Source organism: Pseudomonas inefficax (genome assembly GCF_032164165.1).
In the GTDB taxonomy this organism is placed as follows: domain Bacteria; phylum Pseudomonadota; class Gammaproteobacteria; order Pseudomonadales; family Pseudomonadaceae; genus Aquipseudomonas; species Aquipseudomonas inefficax.
This window is the reverse complement of record NZ_CP134401.1, coordinates 2290800-2309147: the sequence shown is the minus strand read 5'-3', so window position 1 is coordinate 2309147 and position 18348 is coordinate 2290800. Positions and strand designations below refer to the sequence as shown.

The 18348-nt window shown below is 64.1% G+C and carries 17 protein-coding genes; 7 read left to right on the top strand and 10 right to left on the bottom strand.

Annotation, left to right across the window (positions count from 1 at the left end):
• Nucleotides 1-20: 20 nt before the first annotated feature.
• The 5 genes from metW to RIN61_RS10275 all read right to left on the bottom strand — a co-directional run bounded on the left by metW (nucleotide 21) and on the right by RIN61_RS10275 (nucleotide 4029).
• The gene (metW, locus tag RIN61_RS10295) at nucleotides 21-641 is read right to left on the bottom strand and encodes a methionine biosynthesis protein MetW (RefSeq protein WP_110632944.1); all 621 of its coding nucleotides are present in this window, start codon (nucleotides 639-641) and stop codon (nucleotides 21-23) included.
• Between the two features lie 7 nt (nucleotides 642-648).
• Nucleotides 649-1788, bottom strand: coding sequence for a homoserine O-succinyltransferase MetX (metX, locus tag RIN61_RS10290; RefSeq protein ID WP_046613543.1), 1140 nt, complete (start codon nucleotides 1786-1788; stop codon nucleotides 649-651).
• Nucleotides 1789-1887: 99 nt separating this feature from the next.
• The gene (locus tag RIN61_RS10285; RefSeq protein WP_013974619.1) at nucleotides 1888-2478 is read right to left on the bottom strand and encodes a YggT family protein; all 591 of its coding nucleotides are present in this window, start codon (nucleotides 2476-2478) and stop codon (nucleotides 1888-1890) included.
• A 10-nt stretch (nucleotides 2479-2488) separates the two neighbouring features.
• The gene (gene proC, locus RIN61_RS10280; protein WP_112249686.1) at nucleotides 2489-3307 is read right to left on the bottom strand and encodes a pyrroline-5-carboxylate reductase; all 819 of its coding nucleotides are present in this window, start codon (nucleotides 3305-3307) and stop codon (nucleotides 2489-2491) included.
• Nucleotides 3308-3345: 38 nt separating this feature from the next.
• Nucleotides 3346-4029 carry a YggS family pyridoxal phosphate-dependent enzyme gene (locus RIN61_RS10275; RefSeq protein WP_112249684.1) on the bottom strand — a complete coding sequence of 228 codons (684 nt, stop codon included), beginning with the start codon at nucleotides 4027-4029 and terminating at the stop codon, nucleotides 3346-3348.
• A gap of 65 nt (nucleotides 4030-4094) precedes the next feature.
• Between RIN61_RS10275 and RIN61_RS10270 the strand changes: the two genes are divergently transcribed.
• Entirely contained in the window at nucleotides 4095-5093 is a 999-nt protein-coding gene (locus RIN61_RS10270; RefSeq protein ID WP_112249682.1) for a type IV pilus twitching motility protein PilT, read from the top strand.
• Nucleotides 5094-5220: 127 nt separating this feature from the next.
• On the opposite strand, the gene RIN61_RS10265 is transcribed toward RIN61_RS10270, so the two are convergent.
• A complete protein-coding gene (locus tag RIN61_RS10265; RefSeq protein ID WP_112249680.1) occupies nucleotides 5221-5856 on the bottom strand; it encodes a C40 family peptidase in 636 nt (211 codons plus the stop codon).
• Nucleotides 5857-6022: 166 nt separating this feature from the next.
• Here RIN61_RS10265 and RIN61_RS10260 point away from each other — a divergent pair, with 166 nt between their 5' ends.
• Nucleotides 6023-6439, top strand: a complete 417-nt coding sequence (locus tag RIN61_RS10260; protein ID WP_112249678.1) for an NINE protein — start codon at nucleotides 6023-6025, stop codon at nucleotides 6437-6439.
• A gap of 126 nt (nucleotides 6440-6565) precedes the next feature.
• Here the strand turns inward: RIN61_RS10260 and RIN61_RS10255 are convergent, their stop codons facing one another.
• The 3 genes from RIN61_RS10255 to RIN61_RS10245 form a co-directional block, all read right to left on the bottom strand.
• Nucleotides 6566-7264: an SPOR domain-containing protein gene (locus RIN61_RS10255; RefSeq protein ID WP_112249676.1), complete on the bottom strand. Its 699-nt coding sequence runs from the start codon at nucleotides 7262-7264 to the stop codon at nucleotides 6566-6568.
• Between the two features lies 1 nt (nucleotide 7265).
• Nucleotides 7266-9002, bottom strand: coding sequence for an arginine--tRNA ligase (gene argS / locus RIN61_RS10250; protein WP_215520524.1), 1737 nt, complete (start codon nucleotides 9000-9002; stop codon nucleotides 7266-7268).
• Nucleotides 9003-9201: 199 nt separating this feature from the next.
• Nucleotides 9202-11421 (bottom strand): primosomal protein N', encoded by a 2220-nt coding sequence (locus RIN61_RS10245; RefSeq protein ID WP_313857021.1) that lies wholly within the window; start codon nucleotides 11419-11421, stop codon nucleotides 9202-9204.
• 167 nt (nucleotides 11422-11588) lie between these two features.
• Between RIN61_RS10245 and rpmE the strand changes: the two genes are divergently transcribed.
• The 3 genes from rpmE to RIN61_RS10230 all read left to right on the top strand — a co-directional run bounded on the left by rpmE (nucleotide 11589) and on the right by RIN61_RS10230 (nucleotide 14074).
• Entirely contained in the window at nucleotides 11589-11804 is a 216-nt protein-coding gene (gene rpmE, locus RIN61_RS10240) for a 50S ribosomal protein L31 (protein WP_046613534.1), read from the top strand.
• Nucleotides 11805-11806: 2 nt separating this feature from the next.
• Nucleotides 11807-12628, top strand: a complete 822-nt coding sequence (locus RIN61_RS10235; protein WP_313857018.1) for a thermonuclease family protein — start codon at nucleotides 11807-11809, stop codon at nucleotides 12626-12628.
• Between the two features lie 177 nt (nucleotides 12629-12805).
• Nucleotides 12806-14074, top strand: a complete 1269-nt coding sequence (locus RIN61_RS10230; protein ID WP_252378394.1) for a malic enzyme-like NAD(P)-binding protein — start codon at nucleotides 12806-12808, stop codon at nucleotides 14072-14074.
• 190 nt (nucleotides 14075-14264) lie between these two features.
• Here the strand turns inward: RIN61_RS10230 and RIN61_RS10225 are convergent, their stop codons facing one another.
• Nucleotides 14265-16715 carry a penicillin-binding protein 1A gene (locus RIN61_RS10225; RefSeq protein WP_375150036.1) on the bottom strand — a complete coding sequence of 817 codons (2451 nt, stop codon included), beginning with the start codon at nucleotides 16713-16715 and terminating at the stop codon, nucleotides 14265-14267.
• Nucleotides 16716-16922: 207 nt separating this feature from the next.
• On the opposite strand from RIN61_RS10225, the gene pilM reads away from it, so the two are divergent.
• Together pilM and RIN61_RS10215 are read left to right on the top strand one after the other, a co-directional pair.
• Complete coding sequence (gene pilM / locus RIN61_RS10220; protein WP_207878243.1) at nucleotides 16923-17804, top strand: type IV pilus biogenesis protein PilM; 882 nt, start codon at nucleotides 16923-16925, stop codon at nucleotides 17802-17804.
• Entirely contained in the window at nucleotides 17801-18337 is a 537-nt protein-coding gene (locus RIN61_RS10215) for a PilN domain-containing protein (RefSeq protein WP_112249662.1), read from the top strand. Before pilM ends, RIN61_RS10215 begins: the two co-directional genes overlap by 4 nt.
• The last annotated feature ends 11 nt before the right edge of the window (nucleotides 18338-18348 follow it).

The following is an 18348-nucleotide window of genomic DNA, read 5'->3' as shown; positions in this document are numbered from 1 at the left end:
GGTGATTCCTCCGCTGGGCGTCAGACCGCGAGCTGATGTTCTTGCAGGCCCGGGCTGCTGACGCGGTAGATGCCGATCTCACCTAGAAGATTAGGCCAAAGCCGGCCACCCCACCCGTTGCGGTGCAAGTGGTCGACCGCCAGGCGGTCTAGCACCTTGGCGCGGCGCTCGTGGCACAGCTCTTCGAAGTCGGCGAAGGTGCAGAAGTGGATGTTCGGCGTGTTGTACCAGGTGTACGGCATGAAGTCCGAAACCGGCATGCGGCCTTTGGTCGCCAGGTACCAGCGGCAACGCCAGTGGCCGAAGTTGGGGAAGGTGATGATGCACTGGCGGCCCACGCGCAGCATCTCGTCGAGGATGCGGTCGGGGTACTCCACGGCCTGCAGGGCCTGGGTCATGATCACCACATCGAAACTGTTGCTGGCGAAGTTGCCCAGGCCCTTGTCCAGGTCCTGTTCGATGACGTTGACGCCCTTGGCCACGCAGGCGGCGATGTTGTCGGGGTCGATCTCCAGGCCATAGCCGGTGACCTGCTTGCGGTCGCGCAGCGAGGCCAGCAGTTCGCCACTGCCGCAGCCCAGGTCGAGTACCCGGCTGCCGGCGGGGATCCAGTCGTGGATGATTTCCAGATCGGCTCTCATGCTGTCCTCAGATGGCAATGCGGTTCATGTAGTTCGAGAAACCCTGCATGTAGCGAGGCGTGGGGATCAGGAAGGCATCGTGCCCGTAAGGCGAGTCGATCTCCAGGTAGCAGACGTTCTTGCGCGCAGCCATCAGAGCGTCGACGATCTCGCGCGAACGGGCCGGGGAGAAGCGCCAGTCGGTGGTGAACGACATGATGCAGTAATCCGCCTTGACGTGGGCCAGGGTGGCCGCCAGGTCGCCGCCCTGGGCGGCGGCTGGGTCGAAGTAGTCCAGCGCCTTGGTCATCAGCAGGTAGGTGTTGGCGTCGAAGCGCCCGGAAAACTCCTCGCCCTGGTAGCGCAGGTAGCTCTCGACCTGGAATTCGACGCTGTGGAAGTCGTAGTTGAGCTTGTCGCTCTTCAGCTCGCGGCCGAATTTTTCACCCATCGAGTCGTCCGACAGATAGGTGATGTGGCCGACCATGCGCGCCAGCATGAGGCCGCGCTTGGGGATCACGCCCTGGTCCTGGAACGAACCACCATGGAATTCCGGATCGGTGAGAATGGCCTGGCGTGCCACTTCGTTGAACGCGATGTTCTGTGCCGACAGCTTGGGCGCCGAGGCGATGTCGACGCAATGGCGCACGCGCTCGGGGTAGCTGATGGTCCACTGCAGTGCCTGCATGCCACCCAGGCTGCCACCGACCACTGCGGCCCACTGCTGGATGCCCAGACGCTCGGCCAGGCGCACCTGGCTGTGCACCCAGTCTTCCACGGTCAGCACCGGGAAGTCGGCACCGTAGGGCTTGCCGGTAGCCGGGTTGACGCTGCTGGGGCCGGTGCTGCCGTTGCAGCCGCCCAGGTTGTTCAGGCTGACCACGAAGAAGCGGTTGGTGTCGATCGGCTTGCCAGGGCCGATGCAGCTGTCCCACCAGCCTGGCTTGCGGTCGGTGGCGGCATGGTAGCCAGCGGCATGGTGGTGGCCGGAGAGGGCATGGCAGATCAGCACGGCGTTGCTCGCGCTGGCGTTCAGGGTGCCATAGGTCTCGTAGACCAGCTCGTAACTGGCCAGGGAGCGGCCACAGGCCAGTGCCAGCGGTTCATCGAACCGGGCGGTTTGCGGTACTACCAGACCGACGGAATCTTCGGGAAAGACAGTGGACATCGACCCTGCTCACGCTTGACGGAGGCGTAAGTCTAAAGAGCGCTACCCCCAGCGGCAAGCAGAGGCTTGTCGCTGGAAGCAACCAAGGGCAGGTGGGGCTCAGATCATCCGCCACAGCTCTTGCGGCATGCCGGCGTAGGCGGCCAGCGGTGGCATGACGAACGACTGGATTACCTGGATCGCGAGGAAGGCGAAGATCGGCGAGATGTCCATGCCGCCCAGGTTTGGCACGATGCGGCGGAACGGTGCCAGCACCGGTTCGCTGATCTGGTAGGCCAGCTCGGCCGCCGGGTTGTGGCTGTTGGGAGCAACCCAGGACACGATCACCATGACGATCATCGCCACCCAGAAAATCTTCAGGAACAGCGAGGTGATACCGATGATGGCCCACATCAGCAGATGCAGGATGTCACCGAAGGTGCCGTAGGTGACCATCAGCACGAAAGCCATCAGCAGCGCCTGGATGACCACCGACAACAGCAGTGACGAGGTATCCAGCCCACCGACGCTGGGGATGACCCGGCGAATCGGCTTGAGCAGCGGCTGGGTGGCGCGCACGGCGAACTGGCACAGCGGGTTGTAGAAGTTGGCCTTGACCAGCTGCAGCACGAAGCGCAGCAGGACGATCACCAAGTACAGGCTGACCAGGGTTTGCACCACGAAGATCGCGGCGCCGGACAGTGCATTCATCTAAGGCTCCTTATTTGCCCAGTTGTTCGGCCAGCTCGGCGGAACGTGTAGCCGCAGCCTGCAGCGCCTGTTCGACGATGGCTTCGAAGCCGCTGGCCTGGAACGACTTTATCGCCGCTTCGGTGGTGCCGGCAGGCGAGGTGACACGGCGGCGCAGTTCGGCGGCATCGACATCGCTGGCAACCGCCATGCGTGCGGCGCCCAGGGCTGTCTGCAGGGTCAGCTGGGAGGCGGTTTCACGTGGCAGGCCAAGCTTTTCGCCCGCCGCGGTCATGGCTTCGATCAGCAAGAAGAAATACGCCGGACCGCTGCCGGAGACGGCGGTCACGGCGTCCAGTTGCTGTTCCTGCTCCAGCCACAGGGCGGTGCCCACGGCCGACAGCAATTGCTCGGCCTGCTGGCGTTGTTCGCTGGATACTTGCGCGGTGGCATACAGGCCGCTGACGCCCTGGCGCAACAGTGCCGGGGTGTTGGGCATGCAGCGCACCACCGGGCGAGCGCCGACCCAGCTCTGCAGGCTGGCGCAGGTGATGCCGGCGGCAATGGAAACGATCAGCTGGCCATCCTGCAGGTTCGGTTGCAGGGCCTGGCACACGGCTTTCATGACCTGCGGCTTGACCGCCAGGACGATGACGTCGGCACCATCGATGGCCTGGGCGTTGTTCTCGAAGGTTTCGATGCCGTGCTCGGCCTGGATGCGGCTGCGGGTCTCGGCGCCCGGGTCGCTGGCGCGGATCTGCGAGGCGTCCAGGCCCTGGGCACGCAGACCACCGACCAGGCTGGCGGCCATGTTGCCGGCGCCGATAAAGGCAATACGAGTCTTGCTCATGTCAGGTCCTTGTGGGAAAGAGTGAGTAAAGCATGGAATCAGGGCTGCCCGTAGTCGCGGGCGCCGAACAGGGCGGTACCGATACGCACCCAGGTCGCACCCTGTGCAATGGCAGCTTCCAGGTCGTGGCTCATGCCCATGGACAGGGTGTCCAGGCCAAGGTCAAGGCCTTCCTGCAACTGGCGCAGGGTGGCGAAGGCGGTTTCCTGGGCGGCGCGGTCATCGGTAGGTTCGGGAATGGCCATCAGCCCGCGCAGGCGCAGGTTGGGCAGTGCGGCTACCGCCTTGGCCAGGGCCGGCAGGTCGGCGGGGGCGCAGCCAGACTTGCTGTCTTCGCCGCTGACGTTCACCTGCAGGCAAATGTTCAGTGGCGCCCCGGCTGGGCGCTGCTCCGACAGGCGTTGGGCGATCTTCAGGCGGTCCACGGAATGTACCCAGTCGAAATGCTCGGCGATGGCTTTGGTCTTGTTCGACTGAATGGGGCCGATGAAGTGCCAGATCAAGGGCAGGTCGCTGAGTACCTGCTGCTTTGTCAGCGCTTCCTGTAGGTAGTTTTCCCCGACATCGCACACGCCGGCGGCGTGGATCTCGCGGATGGCGCTGGCTGGCTTGGTCTTGCTCACGGCCAGCAACTGGACGCTGGCCGGATCACGCCCGGCAGCCTGGGCAGCGCTGGCGATACGGGCGGAAATAGCGGAAAGGTTGTCTGCTAGGGTGGACATGGACTGATGCCGGCGGCTGTGGGGTTTGCGGCATTCTACCTACTTGAAGGCCTTTGGGGAGTCTCATGGATGTGACCGACCTGTTGGTCCGGGCCGTGGATGCGGGGGCTTCCGACCTGCACCTGGCGGCGGGCCAGATACCGATGTTGCGCCTGGATGGCGAGCTGCAGCGCATGGCCCTGCCGACCTTGGGCCCGGCCGCCTTGACCGAAGGCATGGCGCCGATGCTGGATGAAGACCAGCGCCGACAGTGGGCCCAGGGAGATGAGCTGGACCTGGCGCTGGAATTGCCGGCGCTGGGGCGCTTTCGGCTGAACCTGTTTCGCCAGTTGCATGGCCCTGCGGCCACCTTTCGCCTGATCCCGGGGCATATCGCCACGCTCGATGAGCTCGACCTGGGGGATGTGTTTCAAGCTGTTGCGCAGTGCAGCGATGGCCTGATCCTCGTGGGTGGGCCGACCGGCAGCGGCAAGTCCAGCACCTTGGCGACACTGCTGGACCGTCTGAACCGCGATCGGGCTTTGCATATCATCACCCTCGAAGATCCTGTGGAAGTTATCCACAGCAGCCATTGCAGCCTGGTCAACCAGCGTGAGGTTGGCCGCCATTGCGGTGGGTTCGCCCAAGGGCTGCGCAGTGCCCTGCGCCAGGACCCGGATGTGATCATGATCGGTGAGCTGCGCGACCTGGAAACCATTCGCCTGGCCTTGCGCGCGGCCGAGACCGGGCACCTGGTACTGGCGACAGTGCATACGCGATCGGCGGTGAACAGTATCGACCGGCTGGTGGAGGTGTTCGCTGCCGAAGAGAAGCCACTGGTGCGGACGATGCTGGCCGAGTCGTTGCGGCTGGTGGTGGCGCAGGTGCTGGTCAGGCGTGCGGGCGGTGGGCGGGTTGCTGCGCGGGAAGTGCTGGTGGTGACGCCAGCGGTGCGTAACCTTGTTCGGGAAGGGCGGATGGCGCAGTTGTATTCGGTGATGCAGGCGGGTGGTGCGGACGGGATGCGGACGATGGAGGGAGCGATGCGGGGGTTGAGAGAGCGAGGGCTGATCAAGAATTTGTAGCGCCCGTGCCGGCCCTTTCGCGGGTAAACCCGCTCCCACAGGGATAACACTGCCTTCGAATGCTGTGGTGTACCTGTGGGAGCGGGTTTACCCGCGGAGGGGCCAGTACAGGAAAGCGCCGGTCCGCTCAGCGCTTGGCCAGGTTCAGCTGCTGCTGTTCTTTCGGCAGCACTCGCTTGGCCACCACGTAATGCTTCTGCCAGTAAGGCTTGCTCAGGGTGTCGATGCTTACCCGCTTGCCACGGCGTGGTGCATGGATGAAGCGATCGTTGCCCAGATAGATGGCGACGTGGTTCACCCGGCGGCTCTTGATGTTGAAGAAGATCAGGTCACCTGGCTTCAGGTCACCCTTGGCCACCTTGACGCCGTGGCCCTGGGCCATGGCATTGGAGGTGCGCGGCAGGTCGACGTCGGCGACGTCGTTGAAGGCGTACTTGACCAGCCCGCTGCAGTCGAAGCCTTTCTTCGGGCTGCTGCCGCCCCAGACATAAGGGGTGCCGAGCACATTCACCGCACGGCTGAGCACATCGCTGCTCTGCTTTGGCGACATGGCTGCGACCGGTACGCCGGGCACGCTGCGGCTGCTGGCGGCATTGCTTGGACGGCTACGCAGCGCGGCCTGCTTGACCGGTGCGTGTCTTACCGAGGCATTGGAGGTGTAGCCGGTAAACCCATTGGGAAGACGTTGCTCACGATTGGTGGCGTGGGCGGCCAGGGGCAATAATAGGCAGAGGGTCAGCCATGTCTTGAGTAAAGGCGGCATAGATGAAGCTCTTATGAATAGTTATGTGTTGGGCGCGCAACTTTATAACAGCTTTTTGATCAATCTTTGGCCCGTTGGTCGATTGCCCAGATGCCGTACGTCGGGCTGCGACCAGAAAGTCACATTTTTTCTTAGAAAATTTTCGGATAACCCACGGGGGCTATGCATGAACAGTTATCAACAGGGGGCGCCGTTTCACGACACCCACAGCAAGACCATTGGCTACCTGCTATGGATTTTCGGTTTTACCGGGTCGCACCGTTTCTATTACGGCAAGCCCGTAACTGGCACCATCTGGTTCTTCACCCTGGGCCTGCTGGGCATCGGCTGGCTGATCGACCTGTTCCTGATCCCGTCCATGGACCGTGAAGCCGACCTCAGGTTCCAGTCCGGGCGCATTGACTACAACATCGCCTGGATCCTGCTGACCTTCCTCGGCGTGTTTGGGCTGCACCGGCTGTATCAGGGCAAGTGGATCACCGCGATCATCTACTTCTTTACTGGCGGGCTGTTCCTGGTGGGGGTGCTGTATGACTTTTGGACATTGAACAGCCAGGTGTCCGAGCGGAATGCCTTGCGTTGAAATTTTTCGCGGGTAAACCCGCTCCCACAGGGTTTCCGGTGCCTGTGGGAGCGGGTTTACCCGCGAAGAGGCCAGAAGCGTCCATGAAAAAGGCCTTGTCGCACCGAAGCGGCAAGGCCTTCTTTGTTACTGACGGGTCTGCCGCTGCTGCAGCAACAGGTTGCTGAACCCTGCCCCGGCCAGCTGCTTCTGCGCCCCGGTCAGCTGTTCACGGTTGCTGAATGGGCCGACCAGCACGCGGTACCAGGTTTCATCCTTGACCGTGCCCGACTCCACCTTCACCGACTGGCCCAGCAGGATGATCTGCGCGCGCACCTTGTCGGCATCGGCCTGCTTGCGGAACGAACCAGCCTGCAGGAAGAACTGGGTGGTTGCCGCCGGCTTGATCACCGGCGGTGCCGGTGGCGGGGTCTGCCCCATCAGCGCCGCCTGGGCTCGCGCCGTGTCGATCTTCGCCGCTTCGGCCGGCGTCACCGGTGTCACCGGCTGGGCCGGTACAGGTGGCGTTTTCTCTGGCACGGCCTCCGGTGGCACGATTACCTCGGACTCCGGCAGCAGCGTGTAGAAGTCATACTTCGGCTTCACCGGCTGTTGCGCAGTGGCCTGTGCCGGCTTGCCGGCTTCGGCCACTTTCTCCGCCTTCTGCTGCTCGGGCTTGGTGCGCTTGATGTCTTCGCCACCGGGCTCGAGCTTCATCAGGAACACGATGAACGCGCCTACGGTCAGGCCGACCGCCAGCCAAACCCAACCGGGGATCGGCTGTTTGGCCGGCGCCGTCTGGCGGCTGGCGCCGCGTTTGGGTGCGGGTTTTTTCTTGGCAGCCAACTTACATGCGCTCCAGGGTTTCCAGGCCGAGCAGTTCCAGACCTTGCTTGAGGGTGCGGCCGGTCAGGGCTGCCAGGCGCAGGCGGCTCTGCTGCTGCTGCGGGGTTTCGGCGGCGAGGATCGGGCAGTTCTCGTAGAAGCTGGAGAACAGGCCGGCCAGGTCGTACAGGTAGCTGCACAGCACGTGCGGCGTGCCCTTGTCGGCGACGTTGTTGAGGATTTCGCCAAACTGCGCCAGGCGCGCGGCGAGGTCCTGCTCGTGGGCAGCCTGCAGCACGATTTTGCCTTCGACTTCATCGAAGCCTTTGCCCAGTTTGCGGAATACGCCGGCCACGCGGGTGTAGGCGTACAGCAGGTAAGGCGCGGTGTTGCCTTCGAAGTTGAGCATCAGCTCGAAGTTGAAGCTGTAGTCGCTGGTGCGGTGTTTGGACAGGTCGGCGTACTTCACCGCGCCGATGCCTACCACTTCACCGATGTGGCGCAGTTCTTCGTCGGCCAGGCTCGGGTTCTTTTCCTTGACCAGCGCATAGGCGCGCTCCTTGGCCTCGGTGAGCAGGTCGATCAGCTTCACTGTACCGCCGTCGCGGGTCTTGAACGGGCGGCCATCGGCGCCGTTCATGGTGCCGAAGCCCATGTGTTCCATCTGCATCGGGTGGCCGACAAAGCCTGCGCGGCGTGCAACTTCGAACACCTGGTTGAAGTGCAGGGCCTGGCGCTGGTCGACGAAGTACAGGGCGCGGTCCGCCTTGAGCACGTTGCTGCGGTAGCGCACGGCGGCCAGGTCGGTGGTGGCGTACAGATAGCCACCGTCAGCCTTCTGCACGATCACCGGCAGTGGTTCGCCTTCGCTGTTCTTGAACTCGTCGAGGAACACGCACTGGGCGCCCTGGTCTTCGACCAGCAGGCCTTTGGCCTTGAGGTCCGCGACCACGTTGGCCAAGTCGTCGTTGTAGGCGCTTTCACCCATCACGTCGGCCATGGTCAGCTTGACGTTGAGCAGCTCGTAGGTCTTCTGGCAGTGCGACAGCGAAATGTCCTTGAAGCGCGTCCACAGGGCCATGCAGTCCGGGTCGCCGGCCTGCAGCTTGACCACCAGGCCACGGGCGCGGGTGGCGAATTCTTCGGATTCGTCGAAGCGCTTCTTGGCGGCGCGGTAGAAGTTTTCCAGGTCCGACAGCTCGTCGCTGGTGATCGGGTTTTCTTCCAGGTAGGCCAGCAGCATGCCGAACTGGGTGCCCCAGTCGCCCACGTGGTTCTGGCGGATCACTTCATCGCCGAGAAATTCCAGCACGCGCGCCACGCTGTCGCCGATGATGGTCGAACGCAGGTGGCCGACATGCATCTCCTTGGCCAGGTTGGGTGCCGACATGTCGATCACCACCTTCTGCGCAGGGCCGGCCTTGCGCGCGCCCAGGTGGGCGTCGGCCAGTGCGGCATCCAGGCGGTTGGCCAGGGCGTCGGTGTTCTGGAAGAAATTGAGGAAGCCGGGGCCGGCGATCTCGACCTTGCTGATGTCGGTGCTGGCCGGCAGGGCATTGATCAGTTTCTCGGCCAGGTCGCGTGGCTTCATGCCGGCCGGCTTGGCCAGCATCATGGCGATGTTGCTGGCGAAGTCGCCGTGGGTCTTGTCCCGGGCGTTTTCCACCTGGATCGCCGGCGACAGCCCTTCAGGCAGCACACCGTCGGTGACGAGTTGGGTGAGGGCTTGCTGGATCAGCTGGCGAATGGTGTCTTTCATGGGGATCTCTTTTCGACCGCAAGCGCGGTGGAGCGCTTGGATGCGCAGGTGGAAAAACTGGGCATTATCCGTTGCCGGGAGCAGGTTGCCAACCTTTGGGGCCGCTTTGCGGCCCATCGCGACACAAGGCCGCTCCTACAGGAGGTACTTGGATAGGAGCGGCCTTGTGTCGCGATGGGCTGCAAAGCAGCCCCAAAAATCAGTACAGGTCTACCGGGTCGACATCCAGCGACCAGCGCACCTGGCGCCCGCTCGGCATCTGCTCCAACACTAGCAACCAGGCGCTGATCAGTCGATGCAAGGGCGCCCGGGTGTTGGCCTGTATCAACAGTTGTGCGCGGAAGCGCCCGGCGCGGCGCTCCATCGGTGCCGGCACGGGGCCCAGCAGCTCGATGCCCGGCAGGCGCTGTTCGGCCACCAGGCGCTCGGCAGCGGCGCAGGCCTCGTCGAGGAAACCTTCGGCCTGCCCGGGCTTGTGCGCTTCGGCGCGCAGCAGCGCCAGGTGCGAGTAAGGCGGCAGCCCGGCGGCGCGGCGTTCGTCCAGGGCTTGTTCGGCGAAGGCGAAGTAGCCCTGCTCGGTAAGCTGCACCAGCAGCGGATGGTCGGCCAGGTGGGTCTGGATGATGACCTTGCCGGGTTCCTCGGCTCGCCCGGCCCGCCCGGCAACCTGCACGATCAGCTGTGCCATGCGTTCGCTGGCGCGGAAGTCGCCGGAGAACAGCCCGCCATCGGCATCGAGGATGGCCACCAGGGTCACCCGCGGGAAATGGTGGCCCTTGGCGAGCATCTGGGTGCCTACGAGGATGCTTGGCTGGCCGCGCTGGATGGTGCTGAACAGGTTGTGCATGGCGTCCTTGCGCGCCGTGCTGTCGCGGTCCACCCGCAGGATCGGGTAATCCGGAAACAGCACTTTCAGGCGCTCCTCGGCGCGCTCGGTGCCGGCGCCGACCGGGCGCAGGTCAACGTGGTTGCACTGCGGGCACTGTTGCGGCAGGCGCTCGTCATAGCCGCAATGGTGGCAGCGCAGCACGCCGGAACGCTGGTGCACGGTCATGCGCGCATCGCAGCGCGGGCATTCGGACAGCCAGCCGCAATCGTGGCACAGCAAGGTCGGGGCGAAGCCGCGGCGGTTGAGGAACACCAGCACTTGCTGGCCTGCCTCCAGGGTTTGGCGGATGGCCTGCTGCAGTGGGCCACTGATGCCGCTGTCCAGCGGCAGGCTCTTCACATCCAGGCGCAGCATGCGCGGCGGGCGAGCGCCGCCAGCGCGCTGGTTCATGCGCAGCAGGCGGTAGCGACCGGTCAGGGCGTTGTGCAGGGTTTCCAGTGATGGCGTGGCGGAACCGAGCAGGATCGGGATGTTTTCCTGGTGGGCACGTACCAATGCCAGGTCGCGGGCGTGGTAGCGCAGGCCTTCCTGCTGTTTATAGGAGCCATCGTGCTCCTCGTCGATGATGATCAGGCCGGGGTTCTTCATCGGCGTAAACAGCGCCGAGCGGGTGCCGATGATGATGTCGGCCTCGCCATCCCGGGCTGCCAGCCAGGCATCCAGGCGTTCGCGGTCATTTACCGCCGAGTGCAGCAGGGCGATGCGGGCGTTGAAGCGTTGCTCGAAGCGGGCCAGGGTCTGTGGGCCGAGGTTGATCTCCGGGATCAGCACCAGTGCCTGCTTGCCGGCTTCGAGTGTTTCGCGTATCAGCTGCAGGTACACCTCGGTCTTGCCGCTGCCGGTGACACCCGCCAGCAGGAAGGCACCAAAACCGCCAAGACCTTCGCGCACGGCGTCGAAGGCGTCGCGTTGCTCTTCGTTGAGCGGCAGTTCCGGCTGTGCCAGCCAGTGTTCGTGGCGCAGCGCCGGCAGATGGCGGCGGACCTCGATCTGCACCAGGTCCTTGGCCAGCAACAGGTCGAGGCTGTCCTTGTTCAGGTTGAGCTTGGCCAGCAGGCTGTGGGCCACGCCGTGCGGGTGCTGGCCCAGAGTCTTGAGGGCATCGCGCTGGCGCGGTGCGCGGGCGATGCGCGGGTCTTCCAGGCGGGCGCCGGGGGCGACGTGCCAGAAGCGCTCCTGGCGCATCTCGGCAGGTTCGCCCTGGCGCAGCAAGGTTGGCAGGGCCCAGCTCAGCGTGTCACCCAGGCTGTGCTGGTAGTACTGGGCGGTCCACAGGCACAACTTGAACAGTGCTGGCGGAATCGGCGATACCGGGTCGAGCAGGGCGCTGGCCGGCTTGAGCTTGTCTGCGGGCACTTCGCTCTGTTCGCACACCTCCACCAGCACGCCGATCATTTCGCGGCGTCCGAATGGTACGCGAATGCGCATGCCCGGGGCCAAGGCCTGGCGCGCCATGCTCGCCGGCGCCTTGTAGTCGAACAGGCGACGCAGCGGAGAGGGCAGGGCAAGGCGCAGGATGACGTCGGACACGCGGAAAGTCTCGGAGGGCGTTTCAAAGACTGGCGAGCCTAGCAGACGACGGTCGGTGCAAGCGACAACTTGCGTTGGCGTGATGCTCTGGTATTATTCGCCGCCTAATTACGTGCGGTATTCAACAATTGGTGTTGGGTGGCGGCACGCAGCTCGAGGAAGTGACCATGAAAGCAGATATTCATCCGAACTACGAAGTAGTTGCAGTCACCTGCAGCTGCGGCAACAAGTTTGAAACCCGTTCGACACTGGGCAGCACCCTGTCGATCGACGTTTGCAACCTGTGCCACCCGTTCTACACCGGTAAGCAGAAAGTCCTGGACACCGGTGGTCGCGTACAGAAGTTCGCCGATCGCTTCGGTATGTTCGGTACCAAGAAGTAATCATGCGCATGGCGAACCCCTCGGGTTTCGCATTGCTGCAAAAAAAGGCGCCCCTTGTGGGCGCCTTTTTTATGGGCGTCATCTGGCATTTCCCGGCCCTGGCGTTCTGCCCGCTACCGGACAGCCCGCAGCAGGTGGCGGTGCGCCAGGTGGTCGATGGCGATACCTTGCGCCTGGTCGATGGCCGCAGCGTGCGCCTGATCGGCATAAACACCCCGGAGATCGGCCGCAACGGGCGCACCAGCGAACCCTATGCCGAGGCCGCCAGGCAGCGTTTGCAGGCCTTGGTCAAGGCTAGCGACGGGCGTGTAGGGCTGGAGCCAGGTATCGAGGCCAAGGACAAATACGGCCGGACGCTGGCGCATATCTACGGCCGCAATGGCGACAATATCGAAGCACAGTTGCTCAGCGAGGGCCTGGGCTATCGCGTCGCGGTTGCCCCCAACGTGCGCCTCAGTGCATGCCAGCAGCTTGCCGAACACGCTGCGCGCAAGGCTGGCTCCGGCCTGTGGCGCCGTTCGCCGGTGGTGCGCGCGGGGGATGTGAGGCGCTCGGGTTTCGCGGTCATTGCGGGCCGCATCGAAAGCGTGGAGCGCAACCGTGGCGGAATCTGGCTGAACCTGGACGGTGCCGTGGTGCTGCAGGTTCCCGCTCGTCTGCAGCGTAACTTCCCCGCCAGCTTCTTCGATAACCTCAAGGGACGCCAGGTCGAGGCGCGTGGTTGGGTGCTGGATCGTTCCCGCAAGGGCGGCCTCAGGCCCGGGCAGCGACGCTGGGTGTTGCCATTGACCGATCCGAGCATGTTGGAGCGCATTTCAGGCTAAAAGATGTAGACATTTCGCTACTGGATTGTACACACTGTTAGCCGTATGCCCCGTGGGTTATAGCGTAAAGTCGTAGGCTAAAGGCCTTGACACAAGTGACCGACCAGTCTTGTGACTCCCCGGCTCTTTGCGTATCCTCGGCGGTCCGTCAGAACAGTAAATAGCGGAATGCCCACCATGTCAGACCTGAAAACCGCCGCTCTCGAATATCACGCTCAACCTCGTCCGGGGAAACTGAGCGTCGAACTTTCCAAGCCCACCGCCACCGCCCGTGACCTCGCCCTGGCCTACAGCCCAGGTGTTGCTGAGCCCGTGCGTGAAATCGGCCGTGATCCAGAGCTGGCTTACAAATACACCGGCAAAGGCAACCTGGTTGCGGTGATTTCCGATGGCACCGCCATCCTCGGTCTGGGTGACCTCGGCCCACTGGCTTCCAAGCCGGTCATGGAAGGCAAGGGTGTTCTGTTCAAGCGTTTTGCCGGTATCGACGTGTTCGACATCGAAGTGGAATCGGAAAGCCCGCAGGCGTTCATCGACACCGTTCGCCGCATCTCGATCACCTTTGGTGGCATCAACCTCGAAGACATCAAGGCGCCTGAGTGCTTCGAAATCGAGCGCACCCTGATCGAACAGTGCGACATCCCGGTATTCCACGATGACCAGCACGGTACCGCCATCGTGACTGCGGCCGGCATGATCAACGCCCTGGAAATCGCCGGCAAGAAGCTGGAAGACGCCAAGATCGTCTGCCTGGGTGCCGGCGCTGCCGCCATCTCCTGCATGAAGCTGCTGGTGAGCATGGGCGCCAAGGTCGAGAACATCTACATGATCGACCGCAGTGGCGTGATTCACGCTGGCCGTGACGACCTGAACCAGTACAAGGCGCAGTTCGCCCACGCTACCGACAAGCGCACCCTGGCTGACGCACTCGACGGTGCCGACGTGTTCGTAGGCCTGTCCGGCCCGAACCTGCTGAGCGCCGAAGGCCTGAAGTCGATGGCTGCCAACCCGATCGTGTTCGCCTGCTCGAACCCGGACCCGGAGATCTCGCCAGAGCTGGCGCACGCCACTCGCAACGACGTGATCATGGCTACCGGTCGTTCCGACTACCCGAACCAGGTCAACAACGTACTGGGCTTCCCGTTCATCTTCCGCGGTGCCCTGGACGTTCGCGCCAAGCGCATCAACGAAGAAATGAAGATCGCTGCCGCCATCGCCCTGAAAGACCTGGCCAAGCTGCCAGTGCCGAAGGAAGTCTGCGAAGCCTACGGCGTGGAAGGCCTGGAGTTCGGCCGTGAGTACATCATTCCGAAGCCGCTGGACGCCCGCCTGATCACCGTTGTTTCCGATGCTGTGGCCAAGGCTGCCATCGAATCCGGCGTGGCTACCCTGCCGTATCCGAAGCACTACCCGCTGACCAGCGTGGATGATGTGTTCAACGGCTGATTGCTGCCTGGCGACACAAAAAAGCCCCGGCTCGTATGAGCCGGGGCTTTTTTGTTTGCCGGTGGGGTTGGCGCGGCCTTTGTGGGAGCGGGCGTGCCCGCGAAGAATCCAACGCGGAGGCTGGCACCGGCTACGCCGGTGTTCGCGGGCATGCCCGCTCCCACAGGGTCGGTGTTGCCTTCGAGGGCTCTTAGAACAGATCCATCGGCGCAGCTTCATCCGCCGGCAACGGGCTGCCCGGTGCTGCGCCAGTGCCCAATTCGTCCACCGACGGCGGCGAGTCCTCGGCCTTGAAAAGCTCGAAGTATGCATTCGGCGTGCTCGGCGAAGCGGCGCGGCCGCTGACCGGGTCGACGCGCAGGCTGAGGATGCCTTCCGGCTCTGCCGGCGCATGCGCAGGTTTGTCCTTGAGCGCCGCGCCCATGAAACTCATCCAGATCGGCAGTGCCGCCGTGCCGCCGTACTCGCGGCGCCCGAGGGTTTCAGGCTGGTCGAAACCGACCCACACGGTGGTCACGTAGTCGGCGTTGTAGCCGGAGAACCAGGCGTCCTTGGACTCGTTGGTGGTACCGGTCTTGCCTGCCAGGTCGGTACGGCCCAGGGCCAGCGCCCGGCGGCCGGTACCGCGCTTGATCACATCCTGCAGCATGCTGGTGAGGATGTAGGTGGTGCGCCCGTCGATGATCTGCTCGGCCACGGCCGGCGCCTGCGGTGCAGGCACCACCTGGCTGAAGGCTGCGGGTGCCTCGCCCGGCATGGCAGCGGTGCTGATCGGCTGTTCGGGCGCGGCCACTCCCGCTTGGTCCTCGGCACCTTGCGGTACCCGGGCCGGGTTGGCGATGAACAGCGTCTCGCCGCTGCGGCTTTCGATGCGATCGATCAGGTACGGGGTGATCTTGTAGCCGCCGTTGGCGAAAGTACTCCAGCCTGTGGCGATTTCCATCGGGGTCAGGGTGGCGGTGCCCAGTGCCAGCGACAGGTTGCGCGGCAGGTCCTGCTTGTTGAAGCCGAACTTGGCGATGTAGTCGATGGTGCGGTCCACGCCCATGGCCTGCAGCAGGCGGATCGACACCAGGTTGCGCGACTTGTACAGCGCTTCGCGCATGCGGATCGGGCCAAGGAAGGTGTTGGTGTCGTTCTTCGGTCGCCAGACCTTGTCCAGGTACTCGTCGACGAACACGATCGGTGCGTCGTTGACCAGGCTGGATGCGGTGTAGCCACTGTCCAGGGCGGCGCTGTAGATGAACGGTTTGAAGCTCGAGCCCGGCTGACGCTTGGCCTGCATGGCGCGGTTGTAGTTGCTCTGCTCGAACGAGAAGCCGCCGACCAGGGCGCGGATGGCGCCGTTGTAAGGGTCGAGGGTGACCAGCGCACTCTGCGCGCCAGGTACCTGGCTGAACTTGAACTTGCCATCTTCCAGGCGCTGCAGGCGCACCAGGTCGCCGACCTGGGCCACGTCTGCCGGCGACTGCGGCGCACGGCCCTGGGAGTTGCTATTGATGAACGGGCGCGCCCATTTCATGGTGTCCCAGGCCACCAGCTCTTCCTGGCCACTGCGGGTCAGCACCTTGAGGCCGGTTTTTTCGACCTGGGTGACGATGGCCGGCTCCAGGCCGCCAAGGCTGCGCTGCTTGCCCAGTTCCTGCAGCCAGGCCGCCTGGGTGCGGCCCGGGAAGCGTGCTTCGGGGCCGCGGTAGCCGTGGCGCTCGTCGTAGTCGGAGAGGCCGTTGAGGATGGCCTTGTTGGCTATTTCCTGCATGTCGCTGGGCACTGTAGTGGTGACGCGGAAGCCTTCGGTATAGGCGTCGCTGCCGTAGCGGCCGACCATTTCAGCGCGGGCCATTTCGGCGATGTAAGGCGCATTCACTTCAGGCGTGGGCACGTGGTAGCTGGCGTTGAGCGGCTCGGCCAGGGCTGCCTGGTAGCTGGCTTCGTCGATCTTGCCCAGCTTGTACATGCGGCCGAGGATCCAGTCGCGGCGCTCCTTGGCGCGCACCGGGTTGGCCAGCGGGTTGAAGCGCGAGGGTGCCTTGGGCAGGCCGGCGATCATCGCCATCTGCGCCAGGCTCACGTCGCGGATCGACTTGCCGTAGTACACCTGCGCGGCGGCATCGATGCCGTAGGCGCGGTTGCCCAGGTAGATCTTGTTCACGTACAGCTCGAGGATCTCGTCCTTGGTCAGCTCGCGCTCGATCTGCAGGGCCAGCAGGATCTCGTTGGTCTTGCGCGAGAAGCTGCGCTCGCTGGTGAGGAAGAAGTTCTTCGCCACCTGCATGGTGATGGTACTGCCGCCGGTCTGGATATGGCCGGTTTTCACCAGCTGGGTCGCGGCGCGCATCAGGCTGCTGGGGTCGACACCATAGTGGTTGAGGAAATTGTCGTCCTCGGCCGACAGAAGCGCCTGGATGAATTGTGGGGGAATTTCCGCGAAGCGGATCGGCGAGCGACGCATTTCGCCGAACTCGGCAATCAGCTTGCCGTCGCTGCTGTACACCCTGAGGGGGATCTGCAACTGGATGCTTCTGAGCGACTCGACCGAGGGCAGGCTGGGGCTAAGATACAGAAACGCACCGCTCACACCGAGTACGAGCGCGCAGATGACTGCGACGGAAGACCACCAGAAGAACTTCAGCAGACGTATCAAGGCTTTTCGGTGTCCAGGTTGGGAGTGGATTGCACGCAGGTCCGGCGGACCAAAAAACGCTGGGCATTATAAGCATTTTTTCGCCTCTCCGGGTTACCGGCCAGGCTGCCCGTCGCCTCGATGGGCCGGCGCGGCCTAGTGTTGACGCGGGGTTGAGGCAGGTAGCCGCGACAGATGGCGGCGACAGACAACAAGGATGCCACGATGCTAGGACGCTTCGGCAAGGATGCCGGTTCACTCGTGGGGGTGGAAATTGCCCCTGACACCATTCGGATTGTGCAACTGCAGCGGCGTAACCGGCGCTGTCGGGTGCTTGCCTCGGTACAAGAGCCGTTCGAATCACCGCCTGGCAGTGATTGGGCGGCGGAGCCTGGCGCCGTGGCGGCTGCCTTGAAGCGCGCCTACCGACGCAGCGGCCTCAGGCAGCGCCGGGTCGCGCTGGCACTGCCGGGCAACCAGGTGATCTGCAAGCTGTGCCACCTGCCGGCGGAACAGGGCGGGGCAGAAATGGAGGCGCAACTGCTGGCTGACGCCGAACGGCTGTTCCCATTCCCACTGGAAGACCTGGCCCTGGATTTTCAGGTTCTGGGAGGCTCTCGCGTTCAGCCGGGCTGCGCCGAAGTGATGGTGGCGGCGTGTCGGCAGAGTGCACTGGCGCCACTTGAAGGCATCGTCGAGGAGGCCGGGTTGCAACTGGATGCCGTGGAGGTCGACAGCATTGCCTTGGGGCGCATGCTGCCGCGGGGCAGGCATCAGAGCTCGGCGCTGCTGCGTATCGAGACGCACAGCAGCACCCTTTATGGCTGGCAGTCGAGTCGGCCTCAGCAACGGCGTGAGCTGAGCCTGGGGCTGTCGACGATAACGGGGGAGTTGCCGGAGCGCCTGCTGGCCCTGCTCGCCGGTGAGCCTTTGCCCGATTGCCTGTGGATCGCCAGCCGTTCTCCGATCGAACCGGGCCATATGCAGAGCCTCGGCTCCCGGTTGAACTTGCCGTGTCGCCTGATGCCCGATGTGGCGCGCCTGGAACCCGTCGATGGCGCGATGATCCTGGCATGCGCCCTTGCTCTCGGAGGGTTGCGTCGATGATGCGGCTGAACCTTCTGCCCTGGCGCGAACGGCAACGCCAGGCCGTGTTGCGGTGTTTTCGCAGGCAACTGGTTGCCGGTGCGCTGCTGGCCCTGTGTGGCGTGACGTTGGTCGACCAGCTGGCCCGCCAGCGCGGGCAGCAGCAGGCGCTGGCCAATACCCAGCGCCAGGCTGCCCTGGAGGTGGCGGGCGAGCAGTTGCAGCCGCTGGCCGAAGTGCGTGCGCAGCATGAGGCGCTACTGGCACGCGCGGCGGCGCTGGAAGGACTGCGTGCCCACCAGGATGTGCTGGCCGGGGTGTTGGCTGACCTCGAGCGGGCGTTGCCAGTGGGGGTGCAACTGCTCGACCTCAGCCTGGAAGACGGCAGCCTGCAGATGACTGGGCTGGCCACATCCGGTGCCGTAGTCGCGCAGTTCATGCGTGACCTGAGCCGTTCGAGTGCGCTGGTCGGCCTGGAGCTCAAGCGCATCAGGGGCCTGCCGGGCGGCGATGAATTCGTGCTGGGCGCGCGCGTTTCGGCGTTCTGGTCGTGAATGCTGCACAG